Here is a 23,432-nt window from a genome sequence, read left to right as displayed (position 1 = left end):
TTTTACATACTACATAAAGTAAGAACTACCCAGCCATTAAATATTGGTTTGATAGGTGTTGTTTGTTTGGTGATATTACCAACTCAAACTGAATCTTCATATATAAAATAAAAGCTAAGTATTACTTAATAATATCGTTTATATTAAGTAATGAGGCGCAAGATATAACCGTTGATTGTTATAGAAGTATCATTCTATAGAGTGGAACCTAATTTATTAGTTTTTTTCGATACTCTGATGGGGTATAACCTGTTTGTTCTTTAAACACACGGTTGAAAGTAGTTTTACTTTTGAAACCAGAATCGTAAGCAACAGCGAGTATTTTGTGGTCTTTGCTTGTAGATAATTGTAACATTTTCTTGGCTTCTTTAATTCGATATGAATTGATGAGTTGATAAAAATTCTTGTCAAATTCAAACGAAAACACTTCAGACAAATGATGACTGCTTAGTGATAATTTTTTAGCAAAACTTGCTTGAGTTAAGTTATGGTTTAAGTATATTTTTTCTTCTTCAATTTCCTTTAATATTTTTTGTTTGTAAGAGCTTCTATCTTCTTTTGATAATGAAGAATTTTTATATTTTTCTTGGATTACTTTTACTTCTTTTGTTTGCTCTTTTATTTCTTCAATAGCACTTTCTTCTTCATTCTTTTTTATATAAATCCAAAATAACCCACCTAAACCAATCATACATAACACACTAAACCACAAGGTTGTTTTTTGTTGGTCTGAGAGTAAAGCTTCTGTATTTTCTTGTGCTGAAATAGTTTCTTCTTTTGCTTTAATTTCTGCCTTTAGTTCTTCTGTTATCGCTTTTTTTTGATTCTTAAGAAAATTTATTCGACTCTCATTATATTTCTTTTCTGTATTTAAGTAAGCTGTCGTTTTGTTTAATTTTTGATATATCGTAGTCAAGTTTTCATAACATATCATTTCAATTTCTTCTATACTTTTTTCAGAAGCTATGCTTAACGCTTGTTTTAAGTATTTTTCTGCTTCACTATAAAACTCTAGTTTTAAATTTGCGACTCCTAAATTAACTAAAAGCCATGCTTTTACCCTAGTATTTTTCTCAAAAGACTTGTATTTTGTTGCTTTGTTTGCTGTTTCAATAGATTTTTGATACGCTCCTAATTTATAATAGGAACTACTAATATGGTTTAAGGATGTTAAAATGATATTTTCATTACCTGTTTCTTCTCCTATTTCTTTTACTTGTTCTGCATATAGTAATGATTTTTCTTCTTTATTTAAAGCTGAATAACTTATCGATAATCCGTTCAACGCAGCCATTTTTATTAACTTTGGTTTTTCAGTATAGGCTACTTGCTTTAGCACCATCTTCATGGTTTCTATACTCTTTTCATAAAGTTCTACATTATTATATATATTTCCTAAGTTAACTAACACAACAGTTTCAGCTTGTTTGCTTTCTGGTATCGTTTTAGCAATAGCTAATGCCTCTTTATACAGTGCTATACCTTCTACATATTTTGTTTGCATGTTTAAGCTTATTGCCTGGTTAACCATTGCTTTTACTTGTAATGCTTTCAGGTTATTCTTTTTAGATATATTGTATAAAGAGTCACTATAAATTTTATGAAGCTTATAATTTCCTTCTGTATAATTTTCTTGTAGTTTTTCTAAATAATTCTCTGCTTTTTTTTGAATATTTAAGAACTGTAATCCTGTTTTATCCTGGCTATAAAACAAAGTTGTAATACTAAGCAATAAATATGTAGTTATTTTTTTTAACAATTTCTGTTACTTTATTACAAAAATACGTCAAAAATACTTTTTCTTTTTCCATCTATAAATCATTTTTTCAATACAAAAAAGTGTCTTGTAGATATGATAACATACTACACGACACTTTTCATCAAAAACCACAAAAATTTATGTTCTTATTTGCTAGGCTTTAAAGAGTTTAAATTATTTATAATCATATATTCAAGTAAGACTTCTCTTGGGTAATTTTTAAATAAGTTGTCAGCATTAAACAATCTCCCTTCTAAATTACTTAGATACAATTTACTAAATAGCTCAAGATCTACATCTTTCCTTATTTCTCCGTTTACTTTAGCCTCTTCTAGTAAATTTATCACATCTTTAGATACAACATTCTTCGTTACTTCTATATAGGCATCATAGGCATTGGGATAGTATTTTTTTAATCCAAAAATAAAAGAAGGTTTAAACTTTATTACGTATTTAAAAATTACCTCATATATTTCTATTATTTTATTTAATGCTGATTTATCAGATTTTAAAATAGGTTCTATATCAATTTTAAATTCATTTATTAATTCTTTGATACTTTCAATTATCAATTCTTCTTTTGAAGAAAAGCATGCATAAATAGTTTTTTTTGAAATTCCAAGTAACTCAGCTATTTCATCCATTGTAGTATGCTTACTACCAAATGCTATAAATTTTTCTTTTGCAACATTGATAAGTTTTTCCCTATTATTCATAATCAACCCTACTTTATTTCCATCCTCCTCCTAAAGCTTTATATATATTTACTGTACTTAATAATTGATTTAATTTGTTATTTATAACGTTTATTTCTGCGTTCAAAACTCTTTCTCTTGCTGTTAATAAATCAAGATAATTTGCATACCCATTTTTTAATAACTCCTCAGAGTTAGTTTCTGCTCTTCGTAAAGCTTCAACCTCATTTTGTCTGTATTCAAATTTCTCGGTTTCAGCATTATAATCGAAAAGTGCATTTGAAACCTCATTCCCTGCTGTTAACAAAGTCTTTTTGAAACTTAACAATGCTTGTTCTTGTTGTGCCTTAGCTACATCGTGCTGCGTTTTTATTTTTCTTTGATTAAAGATAGGCTGTGTTAAGCCTCCTATAATATTAGCAAATAAGGAATTAGTACTTAGTAATTCATCTAAATCTAAACTCTGAAAACCACCTGTTGCAGTTAAAGTTAACGATGGATAGAAATTACTTTTAGCAACATTTGTCATTTCAAAAGCATTAATTAATCCATATTCAGCAGCCATTACATCTGGCCTGTTTCTTAACAAAATAGTAGGAACACCTAGTTTTATAGTAACATCTAACTCTTGTTGTGAAAGTTTACTTCTTTTAACAACTACTGATGTTCTTCCTAATAGCAAGTTTAAGGCATTTTCTGTTTTAAAAATAGAAGCTTCTAAATCTACCTTTAACGCTTTTGCATTGTTATATTGTGCTATATTTTGGTCTACAGCTACTTGATTAACCTGACCTGCTTCTTTTAAAGCTTTAATAGTATTTACACTACTCTCTCTGGTTTCAATAGTTTGTTCAGTAATTTCTAATTGAGCATCTAAAGCTACTAACTGATAATAGGTAGTTGCTATTGCTGAAACTAATTGAGTTTTTACTGCTTGGTGAGCAGCTACACTTTGTAAATATGCTGCTTTTCCTGCTCGTTTATTACTTCGTATTTTACCCCATATATCAGCTTCCCAAGAAAGGTTTCCTGTAATTTCATATTGATCTATACTACCATTAAAAAAAGATCCAAACTGACTGTTTTTTGCTAATTCTTGATGTGTAGCTTTTGCTCCTACACTTAAAGTAGGTAAATACCCTGCTTTACCTTGTTTCATGTAAGCTTCAGCAGCAGCCATTTGTTGTATGGCTACACGGATATCTAAGTTATTCTGAAGTCCTTCATCAATGTATTCTTTCAAATGAGCATCAGTAAACATATCTTTCCAAGACACATCTGCCATTGAGATACTGTCTTTTGGTAAATTATCTGTTCTATACAAATGTTCTGTTTCTTTTAACTCAGGTCGCACATAATCCTTCGCTACGAAACAACTTTGTAGGGTTGTAGCCATAATGACTACAACCAAAGTTTTATTTAAAATAAATTTCATAATTAATCTTCTTTAATTTCAACAACAGCTGGTTTACTTGATACTTTTTCTTGTAACCATTGGAATATTACAAATAATACAGGAATAACAAATACCCCTATTAAAGTACCAATTAATAATCCTCCTGCAGCACCGGTACCGATAGAATTATTCCCTTCAGCTCCTACTCCTTTTGCTAACACTAATGGTAATAACCCTAGAATAAAGGCAAAAGAAGTCATTAAAATAGGTCTTAAACGTACTTTTGCTCCCTCAATAGCAGCATCGTATAAGCTATTTCCTTGCTTACGACGCTGTATTGCGAACTCTACAATAAGAATCGCATTCTTAGCCAACAATCCTAGTAACATAATTAAAGCTATTTGGAAATAGATGTTATTTTCTAACCCTGCTAAATATGTTGTATAATATGCTCCTGCTACCCCAATTGGTAATGATAAAATTACTGATAGTGGTAATAGATAACTCTCGTATTGTGCTGCTAATAAGAAATACACAAACAGAATACTAATCATAAAAATAATGGTAGATTGTCCTGATGATGCTATCTCTTCTCTAGTGATTCCAGAATAAGCAACACTATATCCTTCTGGTAAATTATTTTCTGCTAAACTATTTATTTTAGTAATTGCGTCTCCTGTACTGAATCCTGGTGTGATTCCTCCATTTACTGTTACTGAATTGAACAGGTTGAAACGATTAACTGTTTGTGGTCCATATACACGTTCTAAACTAACAAATTGAGAGATTGGTGTCATTTCTCCACTTGGTGTTTTTATAAACATACTATTTAAGCTTTCTTCATTTATTCTGTCTTCAGGCAACGATTGTACGAAAACTCTAAATTGTTTTCCAAATCTACTAAAGTCAGCTGCATAATTTCCTCCAATATATCCTTGTAAAGCTGAAAGGATAGCACTTGTTGATACTCCTGCTTCTTTAGCTCTTTCTACATTTATATCTAGTTCTAACTGAGGGAATCCAGTGTCAAAAGAGTTAGAAGCAAACGCTATTTCTGGTTGTTGATTTAACAAACCAACAAATTGTTTGGCTGTTGCATCCATTTCTGTTAATGGTTTGGCTGCACGATCTAGTAATCTCATTTCAAAACCGTCTGCACTACCAAAACCTGGTACACTTGGTGGTGTAAAGAAAATAATGTTTGCATCTGGTATCATAGCTGCTTTACCAAAAAGTTGACCTACTATACTTTTAACTGATTCAGCATCACTTTCTCTTTCACTCCAATCTTCCAGAATAATAAAGCCCATTGCGTACGAACTTCCTTCTCCTGAGAAAAAGTTTCTTCCACTAATAAACGATGCCCCTTTGATTCCTTCTATTTCTTTAATACTTTCATATAACTTTTCTGTTACTTTATACGATCTATCTAAAGAAGAACCTGCAGGTAATTCAGCATTCATAAAGACTACACCTCTATCTTCTGAAGGTACAAATCCTGTAGGTATCGTATTACTTGCCCATACAATAGCCAAAACACTTAACCCTAAAATACCTGCTGTTACCCATTTGTGTTTTACTAAAAACCCTAAAGATTTAGTATATTTATTAGTTACCGCATTAAATCCTGCATTAAATGCATCATAAAATCGCTGTAATAGTCCTTTTTTCTTGTGAGTATCGTTATGTGGTTTTAATAGTAATGCGCTTAAAGCTGGTGTTAGTGTTAGTGCGTTTACTGCTGAAATTAAAATAGCAACCATTAGTGTTACCCCAAATTGCTCATAGAATACTCCTGATGGACCTTGTATAAACGTAATTGGTACAAAAACCGCCACCATTACTAACGTAATAGACACAATAGCCCCACTAATTTCACTCATCGCTGAAATTGATGCTTTTTTTGCACTTTCTGCTCCATCTTCCAGTTTAGCATGCACCGCCTCTACTACTACAATAGCATCATCTACCACAATTCCAATTGCTAAAATTAAAGCGAATAGGGTTAATAAGTTGATAGAATACCCAAATAGATTTAAGAAAAAGAAGGTACCAATAATTGATACTGGAACCGCTATTGCGGGTATTAAGGTAGACTTAAAATCTTGTAAGAAGATAAATACTACTACAAACACTAATAAAAAGGCTTCTATTAAAGTACTTTTTACTTTGTTTACAGATGCTGTTAAGAATTTATTGGTATCATAGTTAATAATGTAATCTAATCCTTCTGGAAAATCTTTCTTTAAATCTTCTAGTTTTACATAGATGTTTTCAATAATTTCTTGTGCATTAGATCCAGGTGTTTGAAAAACACCAAAGTTAAGTGCTGGATTCCCGTTTGTACGTGATAATGACGAATATGAAAATGCATCTAGCTCTACTTTTGCTACATCTTTAACACGTAAAAACTGCCCATTCCCTAAAGCCTTTACAACAACGTTTTCGTATTCTTTTGCAGTTTTGTATCGTCCTTTATATTTAATTACATATTCAAAAGACTCTCCTGAGTTTTGTCCTAAAGACCCAGCTGCTGCCTCTAAACTTTGTTCATTAATCGCTGCAATTACTTCTCTAGGTTCTAACTTATAAGATGCCATTTTTGCTGGGTCTAACCACACTCGCATCGAATAGTCTTTTGCCCCAAACACGTTTACTGCTCCTACCCCTGATACACGTTGTAATTCTGGTTTTACGTTTATATTTAAGTAATTTTGAATAAAAACATCATCATACTCAGGATTTGTAGAGTAAACTGCAGCATATAATAATGCTGAGTTTTGTTGTTTTGCTGTAATAACTCCTGCTCTTGTTACCTCAGAAGGTAATAACGCATTGGCTCTAGCGACTCTGTTTTGTACGTTTACAGCTGCAATATCTGGATCATATCCCTGTTCAAAGAAAACTTGAATACTTGCTGTACCTGTATTACTTGCAGTAGAAGTCATGTAGGTCATTCCTTCTACTCCGTTTATTTGTTCTTCTATAGGAACAATAACACTTTCTAAAATTGTTTCGGCACTAGCTCCTGGATAAGAAGCAGTAACCTGCACCGTTGGTGGTGCAATATCTGGATATTGCGTTACCGGTAATTGTGTTAATGACAGTACTCCTAATATTACTATAATAATAGAAATTACTGTAGAGAGTACCGGACGCTCTATAAATTTTTGTAACATAACTGGTTTTATTAATTATTTAAATACCGTATCGAATGAATTTACTATGCTATCTAAAGGCGTAGGAATAGGTTTTATTTTTGCTCCAGATCGAACTTTATTTAAGCCTTTAGCTAAGATTGTTTGTTCTGTTGTTAACCCTGATTTTACTACATAAAGCTTTCCTATTTGGGCTTCAACTTCAATAGTTTTTTCTGCCAAAGAATCATTATTTACGATATAAACATATACCTTACCTTGACGCTCAAATGTAGATTCTGATGGTATAACCAACGCATCATTATGCTCTTGAGGTATTAAAATTGTACCACTACTTCCATTACGTAGCAAACCTGCTTTATTATCAAATTTTGCTCTAAAACTGATAGTTCCTGTTTGCTGATTTATATCACCAGCAATGGTTTCAATGGCTCCTGTTTGCTCATACTCTTTACCATTAGCTAATAATAATTTTACTGGTGGTAACTTTTTTATTTTCTCATCCATTGTCTCTCCTTCAGCGGAAGAGATAAAGTTTAAAAACTCTTTTTCATTCATAGAAAAATATGCATATACATTTTTTATAGAAGCTACTTTTGTAAGTGGCATTGCACTTTGTGCACTTACCAAAGCACCTTTTCTATAATTAATTGAACCTACAAACCCGTTTACAGGACTTTTTATATTTGCGTAGTTAATATTAGCTATAACACTATTATATGTACTTTTAGCCTGTGCCAAATTAGCTTTTGCCGTTTCTAATTGTACTGGACTAATAATATTTTTTTCTACTAATGGTTTTAGCTTATTAACTTCTACTTGTGCTGTGTTTACAACTGCTTTTGCCGCTTCAGCATCTTGACTTAATGATTGCGTTTCTAACTTAAACAACAATTGTCCTTGTTTAACCTTTTGACCTTCTTTTACCAAAACGTTTTTTACATATCCAGAAACTTTAGGTCTTATTTCACTATTTACTTCTCCTTCAATAGTTACAGGATATTGTTGGTAATTTGTTATTGATTTTTTTGCAACCTTTACTACTGGAAAAGGTAGCGTTGGCATTTGTTGTTGTTTTTGTTGTTGTTTTTCACAACTTGTAAAAAATAATGCAACAATGCTAAGAATAGCAATACCGTATATGTGTTGATATTTCATTTTATGTATATATAGTTATTGTTTGTGGTTTATAATTTTTTCTTTTAATTTAGTTACAGACGCAATTGCTCCATCTAAAAACTCAATAAAACTATCGTGGAAATCAAGATCAAATCTATCTTCTTCTTTTAGAGTTTTGTTAATGTCTTCTTTGTATTCTTTAACTTCTATGTGTAGTTCTTTTTCTCCTTCCCACTCTTCTATCATATTACTTATTCCTTTTAGCATTGTATCGCTATTTAGAATAAAGTATTTTTTTCTATCACCTGTTTTTGTAAAGTAACTTACTTGTTTTAAACCTTGTAAATGATTAAGGTGTGTTGAAATTGTGCTTTTACTAGCACAAAGACCAGATACTAAATCTTCAAAGGTTGCTCCTTGTTTTCCTGTTAAAATAATATGTGAAAGTATTCTTGCTGCAACTGGGGCTAACTGTTCTTTTTTTTCTAAAAAAATCCCCAATTTCTCTACCAATTCACATTTTTTCTTTTCTACTTGATTCATCTCCATAAAAAATTTGCCATGCAAAAATAACTTCAGTTCGGAACAAACCGAACTAATCGAAGTTAAAAAAATGTTAATACATTCTTAATACACTTTCCTTTATTCTATCATCTCTATTTTCAAAGCTTACAAAAGCCACTAATAAGCTCTCTTTCTTTTGTTTATAATATTTTTTTTACTATCTTCACAAAAGATCTAAAAGAAATTTATTATAATGTAATTAAAAGTTATAATTTTTTCTCCCCTTAAAGTTAAAATACTGTTGACTGTTAATAATGCATTATTAACTGTTGTAAACTAGGTAAGCTTTTTTAAGTTTTACTGAGAATATGTTTAAGCTATTTTTAATTTAAGTCTCTCGTGTTATGATTATTTATTTTTTTTCTTATTCAAAAGGTTAGCTATAATTAAACTATTAGTTTTTCCTTAATCCGTATTCCACATACTGCTATACTAATAATTAACTATACAGTTACTTTTAAGATTTTCATTAACCTGAAATTCATAAGTAATTATTATTTAGAATTATTAATAGCTCTGTAAAAAGAAACCTGAATTACTATTTGTTGTATTAGTAAATAAAAACTAAACATGTTTACTAAACTACAAATCGCATAATACTATCCTTGCTTACCAACCACTAATTAAAGCTTGATAGTTATTTATAACACCTAACTAATCAACTATTATGAAAAGAATTACTCTAACGTATTTACTCTTACTAAAAAATTATAAAAGATTCAAATTTGTTGAATTAATATTATTGCTCTTAGTATTATCCTCTTTTGTCAAAAAAGAAAATTCGAGTAATAATAATATTAATTATTCTCCTCCTATTACTGTTCCCTGTAATACCGATGCTCCTGTTGCTATCTCTTCATCTAGTTTCACTGATTTAACTGTAACTGAAAATACTAGTGGACTTTGTTTATTGGGTTGCGGTATTTCAAACCTCAACAATTTGACAGACACAAATCTTTCAAACTACACTACTATTTCTACACTTTTAGGTTTAGGTGTAACTCATACAATAACAGTAACAGATAATACCACGGATGAATTTTTTGAAGGAGGAAGCTATGCCGGTTTTTTAATAGAAAATGGCTCTGTTGCTCAAATAGATTTACTAGGAGCTATTACCATAAGAACCTACCTAAACGGTGTTCCTCAAGAAACTAATTCAGGAGCTTCGTTAGTAACACTTGGTAGTTCTCTATTAAATAATGATCAATTCTACGCGGGGTTTTACACTACTTTAGACTACGATAGCATTGAAGTTTCAATAGCTAGTTTAGCAGGTATTGCTTCTAGTACTAATATTTATTATCCGGTTACTAATAGTTTTTGTGTTGGCCCTAATTTAGAACCCAATACTCCTACTTTGATTAATAAACCTGATTTTCCTGCTCGTGTAGTTGACGAACATACTGGAATGGGAGGTGTTTTAAATGTTGGTAGCGTAACCAATACTAATGCTGCGGTAGACTCTAATAGCAACTCATACGCTAGTATTGATTTTACTTTAGGTGTTATAGCTACTGGAAGTATTTCTATAAAAGATGAGCTGACAAATTATCCTGCACAAACGTATGTAGGCTTTGACATTGAAAATGCTTCTGTTTTAAATCTTGAACTACTTGATGAAATTACCATAACAACTTATTTAGATGGTGTTCAACAGGAAGTAAAAACAGGTAGCTCTGAATTATTATCGGTAGACAGTGGTTTATTATTTACTGGTACTGAACGCTCTCAAGTAGGTTTTGTTACTTCATTACCTTTTGATGAAGCTCAATTATCCATTCAACAAACTCTTACTTTAGACTTAGGGAGTACTCGAGTTTATGGTCTTATATTAGAAACTTTTAGCGAAGGGAATTTAAACTGTGATACTGCTACTTTATTAAACAATCCTTCTCAACCTGTAATAATTAATAACACAAACACTGGTGTAAACGGAGTAGCTTGTGTAGCTTGTGAAGTAGATAACGCAACAAATGTTATTAGCGAAAGTGAATCTGACTTTGCTATGATAAATGTAACTGCTGGTGTTGCAAGTACAGCTTCTATTTCAGTTGAAAATGTTCTAAGTAACTTTCCTTCTGGAAGCGCTGCTGGTTTTGTTATTAGGGATACAAATGACCTTTTACAATTAGATTTATTAAATTCTATAACCATAACAACTTATTTAGATGGTTCAGTACAAGAAACACAATCTGGAAACAATTTATTAGCTCTCGAAGCATTAGGTTTAATAAATATAACTCCTTCTACAACTAATGGTTTTTATTTGGTTGGCTTTTCTACTTCACTTGAATATGATGAAATTCAACTTACAGTTAGTTCACTCGCTGCTACTATTAATAGCATTGAGGTTTATGGTAGTTATGTAGACAATTCCATAAAAATATCAGGTAACACAATAAAAGAAACTTCTATCGGAGCTTCAGATGGGAATATTTCTTTATCCGTATCTGGAGGAACTCCTCCTTACTCTTATTTGTGGAACCCCGGAGACCAAACATCTTCTTCTATTTCTGGATTAACTCAAGGAAGTTACAATGTAACAGTAACAGATGCTAACGGATGTCAATCTACTGCAGAATATATCATTTATACAGATGGCGTACAATACCCTGTTCCCTGTAATACAGAAAATCCTGTAGCAATAACAAATGATAATTTTACAGATTTAACAGTAGATGAAAACACTTCTGGACTCTGTGTAATAGGTTGTGGTATTTCAGATGCTAGCAACATTATAGACACAGATCCTTCTAACTTTGCTTCTGTATCAACACTTATTGGTCTTGGAGTAACACATACATTAACTGTAACTGACAATACAGCTAGCGAGTTTATCGAATCGGGTGGTTATGCAGGTTTCTTAATAGAAAACACTTCCATTCTTCAAGCCGATCTTTTAAATGCTATTACCATAACAACCTATCTTGATGGTGTACAACAAGAAACTAACACAAGTACTTCTTTACTTGCTTTAGACAGTCCTATTTTAGGTGCTGATCAATTCTATGTTGGTTTTTACACTTCAATGAATTATGATGCTGTAGAAATTTCTATTGCTAGTTTGGCAGGAGTTGCATCGACAACAAACGTTTACGCTGCTGTAACAAATAGATTTTGTGAAGGTCCTGAATTAGCCTGTAACACCGCTACACAACTAACTAAGCCAAACTTTCCAGTTAGAGCAGTAGAGGAGCATACTGGAAATGGAGGTCTTTTAACACTAGGAAGTGTTAACAACGTTAATAATGCTATTGACTCTGACACCTCTAACTACGCTTCTATAAATTTATTAGCTGGGGTCGCTGGTACCGCATCTATAGCCTACAAAAATGAGGTTACCGATTACCCTACTAGTACTTTTGCAGGTTTTGACATTGAAAATACTACGCTTTTAAACACTCAATTGTTTGATACTATAACCATTTCAACCTATTTAGATGGAACACTTGTTGAATCTAAAACAGGTACTACTGAATTACTTCCTGTATATTCTGGATTATTATTAACAGGAAGTGAATCTGTAAGATTAGGGTTTATTACTACCGCTCCTTTTGATGAAGTACAACTTTCTATGACACAAACTCTTTCTTTAAACCTAGGTAGTACCAGAGTTTATGGAATGGTACTTCAATCTTTCTGTCCAGGAACGATTAACTGTGATGAACCTTATGTAATATCAAACCCTAGTAACTCAGTGATTATTAATAACGATAATACAGGAACCGACGGTGTTGCTTGTATCGCTTGCGAAGTTGACAATGCTGTAAATGTTATATCTGAAGACAATTCTGATTATGCACTCATAAATATTGTAGCTGGTGTAGCTGGAAGCGCTTCAATTTCAGTTCAAGATGTACTTGTTGATTACCCTGCTGGTACACAAGCAGGTTTTATAATTAGAGATACAAACGACTTACTTCAGGCAGATTTATTGAACACACTCACAATTACAACTTATCTTGACGGTGTTCAACAGGAGCAACAAACAGCTAATAATCTGTTAGCCCTTGAAGCTCTTGGGTTAGTTAATATTACTCCTACTAGTACAGATAGCTTTTACGTTGTAGCTTTTGATACTAGCACTAGTTTTGACGAAATTCAATTAACAGTAAACTCATTAGTTGCCGCTGTAAATTCAATTGAAGTTTACGGTGGATATATAGATGCTACTAACTCAACTTTTTGTCAACAAGCTGGTATTGCTTTATTGAAAGAAGGTGTTTTTAATGACACAGATAGTGACGGATGCGCAAATCCAGGTGAAACAATTACATATACGTATACCGTAACCAATACAGGGAATGTTAGTATTACAAACGTTGAATTAACAGACCCTATTTCTCCTTCCCCTTTAACATTAAACTCTGGTGATACTGATGGTGATAATGAACTAGATGTTGACGAAACATGGGTATACTCACTAGACTATATTATCACTCAAGACGATATTGACAATGGCTCTGTTACTGGTCAAGCCACTGTAACAGGAGTAAGTACAGGAGGAACTAACGTAAGCGACTTGTCTGATGACGACAGTACTCTAGAAGACGACCCTACAGTAACCAATTTATGTCAAAATGAAGGTATTGCACTTATTAAGCAAGGAACCATTAATGATGAAAATGGTGATGGTTGTAGCGATAACGGAGAAACAATAACTTTTACCCTTTCTGTTATAAATACAGGAAACACAACACTAAACTCAATAGTTGTAACCGACCCTTTACTTACAGTTTCTTACAGCTCAGGAGATACTGACTCTGACAATGAGTTAGATGTTGATGAAATTTGGATATATACAGGTTCTTATATTGTTACTCCGCTAGATATTACAAACACTTTTGTACAAAATCAAGCTACAGTGCAAGCTAGTACTGTTTCTGGAGGTACAGTTAGTGATCAATCTGATGACAATAGTATCCTGGAAGATGATATCACTACGATTGATTTATGTCAAGCACCAGACATTGCTATTGTTAAAACAGCCACTTTTAATGATGAAAACTCAGATGGTTGTAGCAATGTCGGAGAAACAATAACCTACACAATGACGGTTACAAATCAAGGTAATACTGGTTTAATTAATGTAACTGTAAATGATCCTTTATTAGGCGGACCTGTTACACTAAATTCAGGAGACCTGAACACAAACAACACACTTGATGTAGGTGAAATATGGATTTATACAGCTGATTATGCCATAACTCAAACCAATATTGATAATGGGTCAATTACGAATCAAGCTACCGCAAGCGGAGAGTCATCGCAAGCTGTCGTTGTTACAGACTTATCTGATAATGATAGTGTGCTTGAAGACGACCCAACACAAACTACAGTGTGTCAATCCGATAGTATTGCACTTATTAAGACAGCTACTTTCAATGACGAAAACACAGATGGATGTAGCGATATCGGAGAAACCATTACCTATAGTTTTACCCTTACAAACACAGGAAACACTACTATTACCAACGTAGTTCTTACTGATCCAATGCTTGGTGGTACAATTACCCTTGCCTCAGGCGATACCGATAGTGACAACCAACTTGACATTAATGAAACTTGGAGTTATACTGCCAATTACACAATTACTCAAGCAAATATTGATAATGGTTCAGTGACCAATCAAGTAACAATGTAAGTGATTTATCTGATGACAATAGTATTCTTGAAGACGATCAAACCCAAACTACATTGTGTCAACCTAATAACAGTATTTATCTTGAAAAAGTAAGCACCTTTAATGATGCTAATGGAAATGGATATGCTAATGTTGGAGAAACCATAACATATAGTTTTATCATATACAATACTGGAGATTCAGTTTTATATAATATTACTTTACAAGATAACTTACCTGGAATTACAATTAACGGTAGCACCATTCCTCAACTATTGCCTGGCGAAGTTGATAGTACAACCTTTACTGCTATTTATGTTATAACTGAACAAGACTTAACAAACGAGTCTGTTACCAATCAAGCATTGGTTACAGCTGAAGACTCTTCAGGAGGTTCTGTAACTGATACTTCTGACGATCCAAACAACTTAGACGATATTGATATTGATAATGATGGTGATCCAGATGATCCTACAATAACAGACCTACCCGTCGAAGAAATTCCTTTTGAAATTTTTAATGCTGTTTCTCCAGATGAAGACGGGGCTAATGATTTCTTCCGCATTAATGGTATTGAAAATTATCCTAACAATAATTTAAAAGTTTTTAATAGATGGGGTGTTTTAGTTTATCAAACTGATGCTTATGGAATTAACGGAAATTTATTTAGAGGAACCTCTGAAGGACGTACAACAGTTAGTAAAGATCAAAAACTACCCACAGGTACCTATTTCTATATACTAACACGATGGAACTCCGATCAAGAAGCCATGACTGATAAAGGATATTTATATCTAAAAAGAAACTAAAAACCACTAAACCTAATGAAACATTATTCTATATTACTATTAATAATTATTAGTGTAAATGTGTGTTTTTCTCAACAAGACCCACAGTATACACAATACATGTATAACACCCAAGTTGTAAACCCGGGTTATATTGGTTCAAAAAATGCTCTTGGTTTAGGGTTACTATACAGAACACAATGGGCTGGATTTGATGGAGCTCCAAATACCGGAACTTTTACTTTTAATATGCCTTTGGGTACCTTAAAACGAAACGCTATAGGACTTTCTATTATTAATGATAAAATAGGTCCTTCTAACGAAACAGGTATTACAATAGATTATGCATACTCATTACTTTTATCAGGTCGTTCAAGAATATCGTTTGGTATTAAAGGAGGACTGAGTATACTAGACGTAGATTACTCCAAACTAAACATATATGATGAAAACGATTGGCAATTTGCAGAAAACATTGACAAAAAAGTACAACCTCAAATAGGTGCAGGTATTTACTATAATAACGACAGACTCTATCTTGGATTATCAGTACCTAATTTTTTCAATTCAAAACATTATAATTCAGATAGCGTCAATAACAACAATGAAGATGCCATAGCCATAGAACGTTTACATTACTTCTTTATAGCGGGTTATGTTTTTGATATTAGTGAAAACCTAAAACTCAAGCCTGCAACTATGTTTAAGTGGGTTAATGGATCTCCTCTGCAAGCCGATTTATCTGCAAATTTTCTGTTCAACAATAAATTTACCCTTGGAGCCTCTTATCGATGGGATGCTGCAATTAGCGCCATGGCAGGGTTTCAAATAACTAATCAGTTATTCTTAGGAATGGGATATGATTTTCAAACTACAGATATCGAAGACCATAGTAATGGTTCTTATGAATTCTTTTTAAGATTTGACATCTTTAATAACCCTGAACGCATACTAACACCAAGATTCTTTTAAACTCTTAATATCATGAAAAAGCATTATTTAATATTCTATTTTTTAACTGCCTTAACAAATACAAACGCTTTTACTCAAATTGCACTAGTTGAAAAGGCAAACATCAAATACAATACGTATGATTTTATAGATGCACAAAAAATCTATTTAAAGGTCGTTGAAGAAGACTATGGATCAGCTGAAATTTATAGAAAACTGGGAAATACGTACTATTTTAATAGTAATTATTCAAGTGCTGCAAAATGGTATTACAATTTAATAGACCGATTTCCAAATGAAGCCCTTACAGTTGATTATTTTAGAGCAGCTCAATGCTTAAAAAGCATTAATCAACCTGAAGAGGCTGAAAAGCTCATGGAAATTTACAGATTAAAAGGAGGTAAAGCCATCCCTTTAGAATCCTATAGAAATGTTGCTGACACTTTATTTAAAAAAGGTGTTCAGGATAAACTTTTTGAAATAGAGAAAATTCCTGTTAATACAGAGTATTCAGATTTTGGTCCAGCCTTTTATGGCAATAATATTGTTTTTGCTTCAAGCAGAAAAGATTCAACTTTATCAAAAGAACATCCTACTGAGCTTGCTGGATGGGATAAGCAACCTTTTCTTAACTTATATCAAGTTCCTTTAGATAAGGATATGAACTTTGGTAAAGTAAAAGCTTTTAACAGAAGTATCAACTCACCTTACCATGAATCTACCGCTATTTTTACAAAAGATGGAAACACTATGTATTTTACTAGGAATAATTATTTAAATGGTAAAAAGAAAAAAGATAAAAATCATGTTGTTAGACTCAAAATATATAAAGCCACTAAAAAAGGTAATACTTGGGGAAATATACAAGAACTTCCTTTTAACAACGATAATTACTCTGTTGGACATCCAGCCCTTAACCCTGAAGAAGATAAACTATACTTTTCTTCAGATATGCCTGGTAGCTTGGGAATGTCTGATATTTGGTATGTAAAAATCTTAGGTGAAGATATTTACACAAAACCTATAAATCTTGGTAATAAAATAAACACCTCTGAAAGAGAAACTTTCCCGTTTGTTAGTGATGAAAACAACCTCTATTTCTCAAGCGATGGACATGCAGGTATGGGGGGCTTAGATATTTTTGTAACAAAACTAGAAGAAAACTCTCATGGAGAAATTTCTACTTTTGGAAAACCTATAAACAGTCCAAAAGACGATTTTGGCTTCATCATAAAAGAAGATAGAATAGGGTATTTTACATCTAATCGTGATGGTAAAGAAGGTAGTAAAAGTGACGATATTTATCAAATTTGGGAACGTTGTGAAATCACCATTCAAGGACCTGTGATTGATAAAAAAACTGGTGAACTAATTCCAAATACAGAAGTTACTTTAATAGATAGTAACAACAAGGAAGTAAAAACAATGACTGTAGGTAATGATGCTACTTTTTCTTTCTTATTGGATTGCCAAGAACAATATACCCTAAGGGCAAAGAAAAAGGAATATTTTCCGAAAGAAAAAGTTATAGAAACCCCTAGCAACCCAAAAACTATTAAAATGCCTATTAAACTAAACATGCCTTTAGCTTTAGAGCTTTCTGACCCTTGCCCTCCAAATGATTTAGGGTGTAAGTTAACGTTACAACCTATTTATTTTGATTACGACAAATCTAATATTCGCCCTGATGCAGAAATTGAACTGGCTAAAATTTTGGCCGCATTAAAAGAATATCCTACTTTAAAAATTCATATAGAATCACATACAGACTCTAGAGGTAATGATTCTTACAATTCAAGATTATCTGAAAATAGAGCACAAGCTACATTAGATTGGTTTCTTAAAAAAGGAATTGATATAACAAGGCTAAGTGCGAAAGGATATGGAGAATCAAAACTTATTAACAAATGTAATAACCAAACTACGTGTAGTGAAGACGAACATCAACTGAATCGTAGATCCATGTTTATAATTAAAGAATAACTCAAAAAGCTCTTTTTGAAGAATAAATAACGATAAAACTTCTTTTTCTTAAGAAGTTTTATCGTTACTCTTTTTGTAACTTAACTACAAAATAGGAGCTAACAATCTAGCTAATCTCTCTGTAAAACGTATTAAAACAGGTCTACTATTCCATTGATGTAAGTCTATTTTCTCACTGTTTTTTAAATCTTCCATAAAAGCATTTTTCAACTGACTTGCAAAATCTTTATCATAAACTAATGCGTTAATTTCAAAATTTAAATCAAAACTACGTTCATCTAAATTTGCTGTTCCTACAGAAGAAACTAACTCATCAAATACAATTGTTTTCGCGTGCACAAATCCTTTTTTATATCTATATACCTCCACTCCTATTTCTAACACTTCTTTATAGAAAGAATTTGACACTGCATTAACTAATTTCGAATCTGAAATACTTGGTACCAATAGTTTTATTGTAACCCCACTCAAACTAGCTATTTTAAGAGCATCTAAAAAAGAAGTTCTCGGGACAAAATAAGGGGTTGTGATTAAGATTTCTTTTTTTGACAATAAAATTGCTTGAATAAGAGCATACATAATGTCTGGATGATCAGAATCTGGTCCACTAGAAATTACTTGAACTAATTGCTTATGTTCATTTGTTTTTACTTGATCTCCCGCTGGAAAAAGCTCTTCCTCTATAATAACATTTTGATTAGCACAAAAATTCCAATCCGCTAAAAAAACTCGTTGTAAGTTTAAAACAGCGAGTCCTTCTATTTTAATATGTGTATCCCTCCAATAACAATTAAATTTATTAGGATTAATATACCTTTCAGAAACATTAACACCTCCTAAAAAACCAACTTTTCCATCAACTACAATTATTTTTCTATGATTTCTATAATTAATTCTATTAGCTAACAATAACCATTTAATTTTATAAAAAGGGTACGCCTCCACCCCACTATCAATTAAAGACTTCACAAACGACTTACGAATATCTTTACTTCCAAAATCATCATAAATAAAACGTACTTTAACTCCTTCTTTAGCCTTTTCTTTTAAAACATCTCCTATTTGCTTACCAATAGTATCATTTTGAAAAATATAATATTCTATATGTATATGATTTTTTGCAGCTTTTAATACTTTTATAACTTCTGGAAACTTACGTTCCCCGTTTATTAGTAAATTAACTTTGTTATTACTAGTTAAAATATTTTCTTTATGTATAAACTTCGTCAGATTATAAAAATGTCCTAAATGGCTTTTAGACGTTGATAGTATTTTTTCATTATACTTTTTTAGCTTCTCTTTAAGGTCGAAGAAAATGTTTTTGTCTACTTCTAACTTTTTATTATATAACTTATACGTTCTATGGTTTATTCCAACCATTAAATAAATAATAATACCTCCTACAGGAAACAGAATCAGCAAAAATAGATAAGCTATTGCTTTTGGTGGTGTTGAAGTATTAATAATAATAACAGCAACTGTAGCAATAATAGCTACATATAAAATTATAAGTAGTGTAGTTATCAAAATAAAAGTATCTTTTTCTGCTAAAGATATTTAAATTATTATGATTAACACAAAGCTCTAGAAATCTAATCTAATACTTTTATTATTTTCTCCATTTGCGAGCTTATGAAAAGTATTTTTTACAACTAAAAACAATCAGTTAAGCTTCCCATACAACTAACTCTTGTTAGTGTTAAATTCGTTTTTGGAGATAATTGATTGGTAACTATCCTTAGTGTTGTTCCTACAAAAAATATAGGAATAGCCTTCAATCACTAAAAAGCTAAGTCATGAGTAAAAACTCAAAATACTATCCAATAAGTACCTCCCAATTCTAAAAAAATGACCAACTGAATAGAATAGCTTAAACTAAAATATTTAGATACATAACTAATTCTCATCTTCTTTTTAATTTTACCGAGCCTCATTTATTTTGCGCGTTAACATTATTATAATATGACTCCTACAACAATTTTCTTAAAAATAGTTTTACGATTTAAGAACATCTCTTATTTCATAATAATGAAAAAAATAATTAAAAGTCTATCCTCACCTTTCCCACTCCTTTAATTAACAAACCACTATTCTATGCAAAAAATATTTAAACATAAAAAAATGTTAAATTATTTTTTATATATTTATACTGGTATTTTAAAAAATTTCTATTCTCTTAATTGTCTATTAAATAAAATAAAAGATGACATAACAGTATCATAATATATAAACAAAATCAAGTCTCCCAACATGAAACACATTTATTATCAAAATTTTAGCATTATAAGATTTATCTTAAATCCTATAATTCTTCTTCTTTGGAAAATTCAACTACCTACCTTTAGAAAAGAGAAAACTATTAGGCTTTCAAAAAAGAAAAAAACATATTTACTAAATCTTCTCAATTCTTTCAATGAAGTTTGTGAGATTGATTCTAAATATCCTCATACAATTTTCACATAATTATGAGCCACAATTAACTAAGTATAAAAAACAACTAACTATTTAGTTAGTTTTTATATTCTATTTATACATAGATTACATTATCAATATAGTTAATAAAGTTTACTATGTTATTTAATTCATATATTAAGTAACATGTAATTACAATCCTGCATAACCCTCCACTTTAAACAAAAAAAGCTTTATATGAAAAATAAACACCCTCACTATAGTGTATATAAAAGCATATTATATATAATTTTCTTAACATTTACTATTAGCCTTAGTTCGCAAGTAATCATAAAAGAAGAATTAAAAAGAAGTAATCTCAACAAAACCTTATCCTATAAACCACCTCAAGACACAAAATTATCCTCATCAAACAATCTAGTTAACCCTATAAGTAGTTCTTTTTTAACAAAAAAAATAACTAATAGTAATTTAAATCAAAGATCCTTTTCATCTACTTTTAGTATGATGATGATGGCTACACCAACTTTAGATTTAAACTCTATAACACCAGGAAATAATTATGATTTCCAACTACAGCCAACAACATCAAACATTTTCCCTGTAACTGTAGATCCAAAAGTAACAACAGATACAGGTGTTTTAAGTGCAACAATAAGTTTTTCTGGAATTGTTGATACTCCTTTTGGTGAATTGTTAGCTATTAATAATGGCGGTGGTTTTGATTTATTATGGTTACAATTACCGGTATCTGGTCCATTTACCTATACTATAGGGAGTTCAACAATACAAATTACACAACTAACAAACACAACATTTAATATTGTAGAAACCTCTGGAAATCCTATCTCTAATTCTGAGTTTGAAACGTTTTTATCCACCTTGTTTTATGGAGATTTGCAAAGCCCATATACAGATGGGGTACGCACAATGGATGTTACCATTTTTGATACAAATGGAGATTCTACCACAGCACAAACCATTATAAGAATCTACACTACTCCCCCAACAGTTGTAGATGAAGCTGATAGTATTCTTGCTAATTCTACTGGAACTATTACAGGTAATGTTCTTACTAATGACTCTGGCTCTACTGCCATATCGGTAACAGAAGTAGACGTCTATCCTTCAGCTGTTAACAACACTTATACTACTTTATATGGAGACATTACAATACAAGCAAATGGTACTTATACTTATGATGTAGATGAAACAAATGCTTCTGTTACAGGTTTAAGAAACGGAGAGAGTTTAGATGATATTATTTCTTATACTGTAGCTGATGCCATTGGTATAAAAGATTATGGTATATTAACCATAACAATTAACGGAGTAGATGAAGCCCCTGACGCAATAGATAACACAGATTCTTTAACTGCTTTTATCGATGCAAGTGCCACAGGTAATGTAATAACCGATCCTGGAACTGGGGGCTCTGATACCGTAGATCGAGGCTTATCTACTTTAGTTTGGGAAAGCAATTTTACAAATGGAGAAACAGTAAATGGAAAAACAAAAACTATTGGTGGCGTGGGGCTTTCTTTTACTACTTTAGACCCTGGAGGATTTGGTACATCCTTTAACCAAACAGTAGATTATACTACCAACGGAGGTCATACAGGTTATTTAATATATAATATAGACGGAACAACTAACCCAACTGATGACACTGTTTTAGTTATAGATTTTGATCAACCTGTTTTTAATTTAGGTTTCTTACTAACAGATATTGATTTTTCACAAGGAAGTTCTTGGCAAGATCAAATAAAAATTGAAGGTAATTTAGATGGTATAAATTCAACTTATAAATTTGTTACAACAGGTGGAGTAATTAACTCAGGAAGTAATACTTTTTATGGAATAGGTAGCGCAATACCTAGTGATGCTACAGGAAATATCAATGTTTTTTTTGAACAGCCAATTAATCAATTAAGATTAAGCTATAATTATGGACCTAATGTTACAGATCCTGACCCTCTTGGACAAATTGCTGGTGTTTCAGATATTTACTGGCAAGGTTCTGGCTCTGTTACCACCATAAGACTTGGTACTACATTAGGTAACCTAAATGCCGGAAATTTAAATATTTTATACCCTGGAACTTACGGGTCAATAATAATGAATCCAGATGGAAGTTATGAATATATTGTTGATACATCAAACCCAGCAGTAGCAGGCTTACTCGTAGGTCAAACATTAACAGATACATTTTTTTATGAAATTTCCGACGGAGTGTCTTCAGATACAGCTAATTTAGTAATTACTATTAATGGATCAGGGACAGACCCTGATGGTGATGGAATAGCCGATAGGCTAGATTTAGATGATGATAATGATGGAATATTAGACACAGAAGAATCATTAGCTTGCGCAGGAACCCCATTAGATTTAACAGGAATTGGAACTACCTTAACCTCTGGAAGTTATTTTGATCAAGATACAGAAAAAATAATAGATGTAACAATTACTACAACAGGTACAGTAGACGAAGGTAATGCTAATGGAGATATCTTAATCACTCAAGGAGGAACAGCAACTTTTACTTTTTCATCCCCAGTAACAGTTTCTCTAAAACATGAAATTGGTATAACTGGAAATTTTGATACAGGGGATACTTGGGAATTAACTTCAACAGGAGAATTTACTGTAGCCGACCCAAATGGTGATTTAATGATTAATTCTAACTCTGGTGGCATTTTGAACTTTGATGCCTTAGGTGCTATTTCAGCATCTGAAGCTTGGGAAATTAAAACAACCACAACATCGCTAAAACTTGATCTAAAATCTGGAAATACAAAATCTCCTATCAACTTAGCTCTAATATGTGGCGGTTTTTTAGATTCCGACAATGATGGAATTCCGAATCATTTAGATTTAGATAGTGATAATGATGGGTGCTTTGATGCAGTAGAAGCAAGTGAAAATGTTTCTTCTGGTCAGTTAGACGGAAATGGAAGAATAGATATAGCAGCTCAAGGAAG

General features: G+C 31.8%; 12 protein-coding genes. 5 read left to right on the top strand and 7 right to left on the bottom strand.

Translation table 11 applies throughout. The annotated features are described in order from the left end of the window. Window positions 1-208: 208 nt before the first annotated feature. The 6 genes from ABHQ57_RS13835 to ABHQ57_RS13810 form a co-directional block, all read right to left on the bottom strand. Window positions 209-1,732 carry a helix-turn-helix domain-containing protein gene (locus ABHQ57_RS13835; RefSeq protein WP_389864008.1) on the bottom strand — a complete coding sequence of 508 codons (1,524 nt, stop codon included), beginning with the start codon at window positions 1,730-1,732 and terminating at the stop codon, window positions 209-211. Between the two features lie 173 nt (window positions 1,733-1,905). Next, entirely contained in the window at window positions 1,906-2,475 is a 570-nt protein-coding gene (locus ABHQ57_RS13830; protein ID WP_073184201.1) for a TetR/AcrR family transcriptional regulator, read from the bottom strand. Window positions 2,476-2,488: 13 nt separating this feature from the next. Further along, window positions 2,489-3,889 (bottom strand): efflux transporter outer membrane subunit, encoded by a 1,401-nt coding sequence (locus ABHQ57_RS13825; protein WP_047790744.1) that lies wholly within the window; start codon window positions 3,887-3,889, stop codon window positions 2,489-2,491. A gap of 2 nt (window positions 3,890-3,891) precedes the next feature. Further along, complete coding sequence (locus ABHQ57_RS13820; protein ID WP_047790745.1) at window positions 3,892-7,029, bottom strand: efflux RND transporter permease subunit; 3,138 nt, start codon at window positions 7,027-7,029, stop codon at window positions 3,892-3,894. Between the two features lie 15 nt (window positions 7,030-7,044). Then, window positions 7,045-8,166 (bottom strand): efflux RND transporter periplasmic adaptor subunit, encoded by a 1,122-nt coding sequence (locus tag ABHQ57_RS13815; RefSeq protein WP_047790746.1) that lies wholly within the window; start codon window positions 8,164-8,166, stop codon window positions 7,045-7,047. Between the two features lie 15 nt (window positions 8,167-8,181). Then, window positions 8,182-8,670: a GbsR/MarR family transcriptional regulator gene (locus ABHQ57_RS13810; RefSeq protein ID WP_047790747.1), complete on the bottom strand. Its 489-nt coding sequence runs from the start codon at window positions 8,668-8,670 to the stop codon at window positions 8,182-8,184. A 688-nt stretch (window positions 8,671-9,358) separates the two neighbouring features. Here ABHQ57_RS13810 and ABHQ57_RS13805 point away from each other — a divergent pair. From ABHQ57_RS13805 to ABHQ57_RS13790, 4 genes are read left to right on the top strand one after another with little or no spacing between them, the layout of a single operon-like run. Further along, window positions 9,359-14,338, top strand: coding sequence for a beta strand repeat-containing protein (locus tag ABHQ57_RS13805; protein WP_389864004.1), 4,980 nt, complete (start codon window positions 9,359-9,361; stop codon window positions 14,336-14,338). 53 nt (window positions 14,339-14,391) lie between these two features. Further along, on the top strand, window positions 14,392-15,126 hold the full coding sequence (locus tag ABHQ57_RS13800; RefSeq protein ID WP_389864002.1) for a gliding motility-associated C-terminal domain-containing protein: 735 nt from the start codon (window positions 14,392-14,394) through the stop codon (window positions 15,124-15,126). A gap of 15 nt (window positions 15,127-15,141) precedes the next feature. Then, window positions 15,142-16,077, top strand: a complete 936-nt coding sequence (locus ABHQ57_RS13795; protein ID WP_047790750.1) for a type IX secretion system membrane protein PorP/SprF — start codon at window positions 15,142-15,144, stop codon at window positions 16,075-16,077. Between the two features lie 12 nt (window positions 16,078-16,089). Next, window positions 16,090-18,039 (top strand): OmpA family protein, encoded by a 1,950-nt coding sequence (locus ABHQ57_RS13790; RefSeq protein ID WP_167712401.1) that lies wholly within the window; start codon window positions 16,090-16,092, stop codon window positions 18,037-18,039. Window positions 18,040-18,123: 84 nt separating this feature from the next. Here the strand turns inward: ABHQ57_RS13790 and cls are convergent, their stop codons facing one another. Then, window positions 18,124-19,566: a cardiolipin synthase gene (gene cls, locus ABHQ57_RS13785; RefSeq protein WP_231128356.1), complete on the bottom strand. Its 1,443-nt coding sequence runs from the start codon at window positions 19,564-19,566 to the stop codon at window positions 18,124-18,126. A 1,122-nt stretch (window positions 19,567-20,688) separates the two neighbouring features. On the opposite strand from cls, the gene ABHQ57_RS13780 reads away from it, so the two are divergent. Then, a partial coding sequence (locus ABHQ57_RS13780) for a beta strand repeat-containing protein (RefSeq protein ID WP_389863999.1) occupies window positions 20,689-23,432 on the top strand: 2,744 nt, incomplete at its 3' end.

The sequence above is a fragment of the Tenacibaculum sp. ZH5_bin.1 genome, assembly GCF_042865525.1.
Classification (GTDB): domain Bacteria; phylum Bacteroidota; class Bacteroidia; order Flavobacteriales; family Flavobacteriaceae; genus Polaribacter; species Polaribacter mesophilus.
Note: the sequence above shows the minus strand (reverse complement) of the source record. Positions and strands in the feature narration are given on the sequence as shown.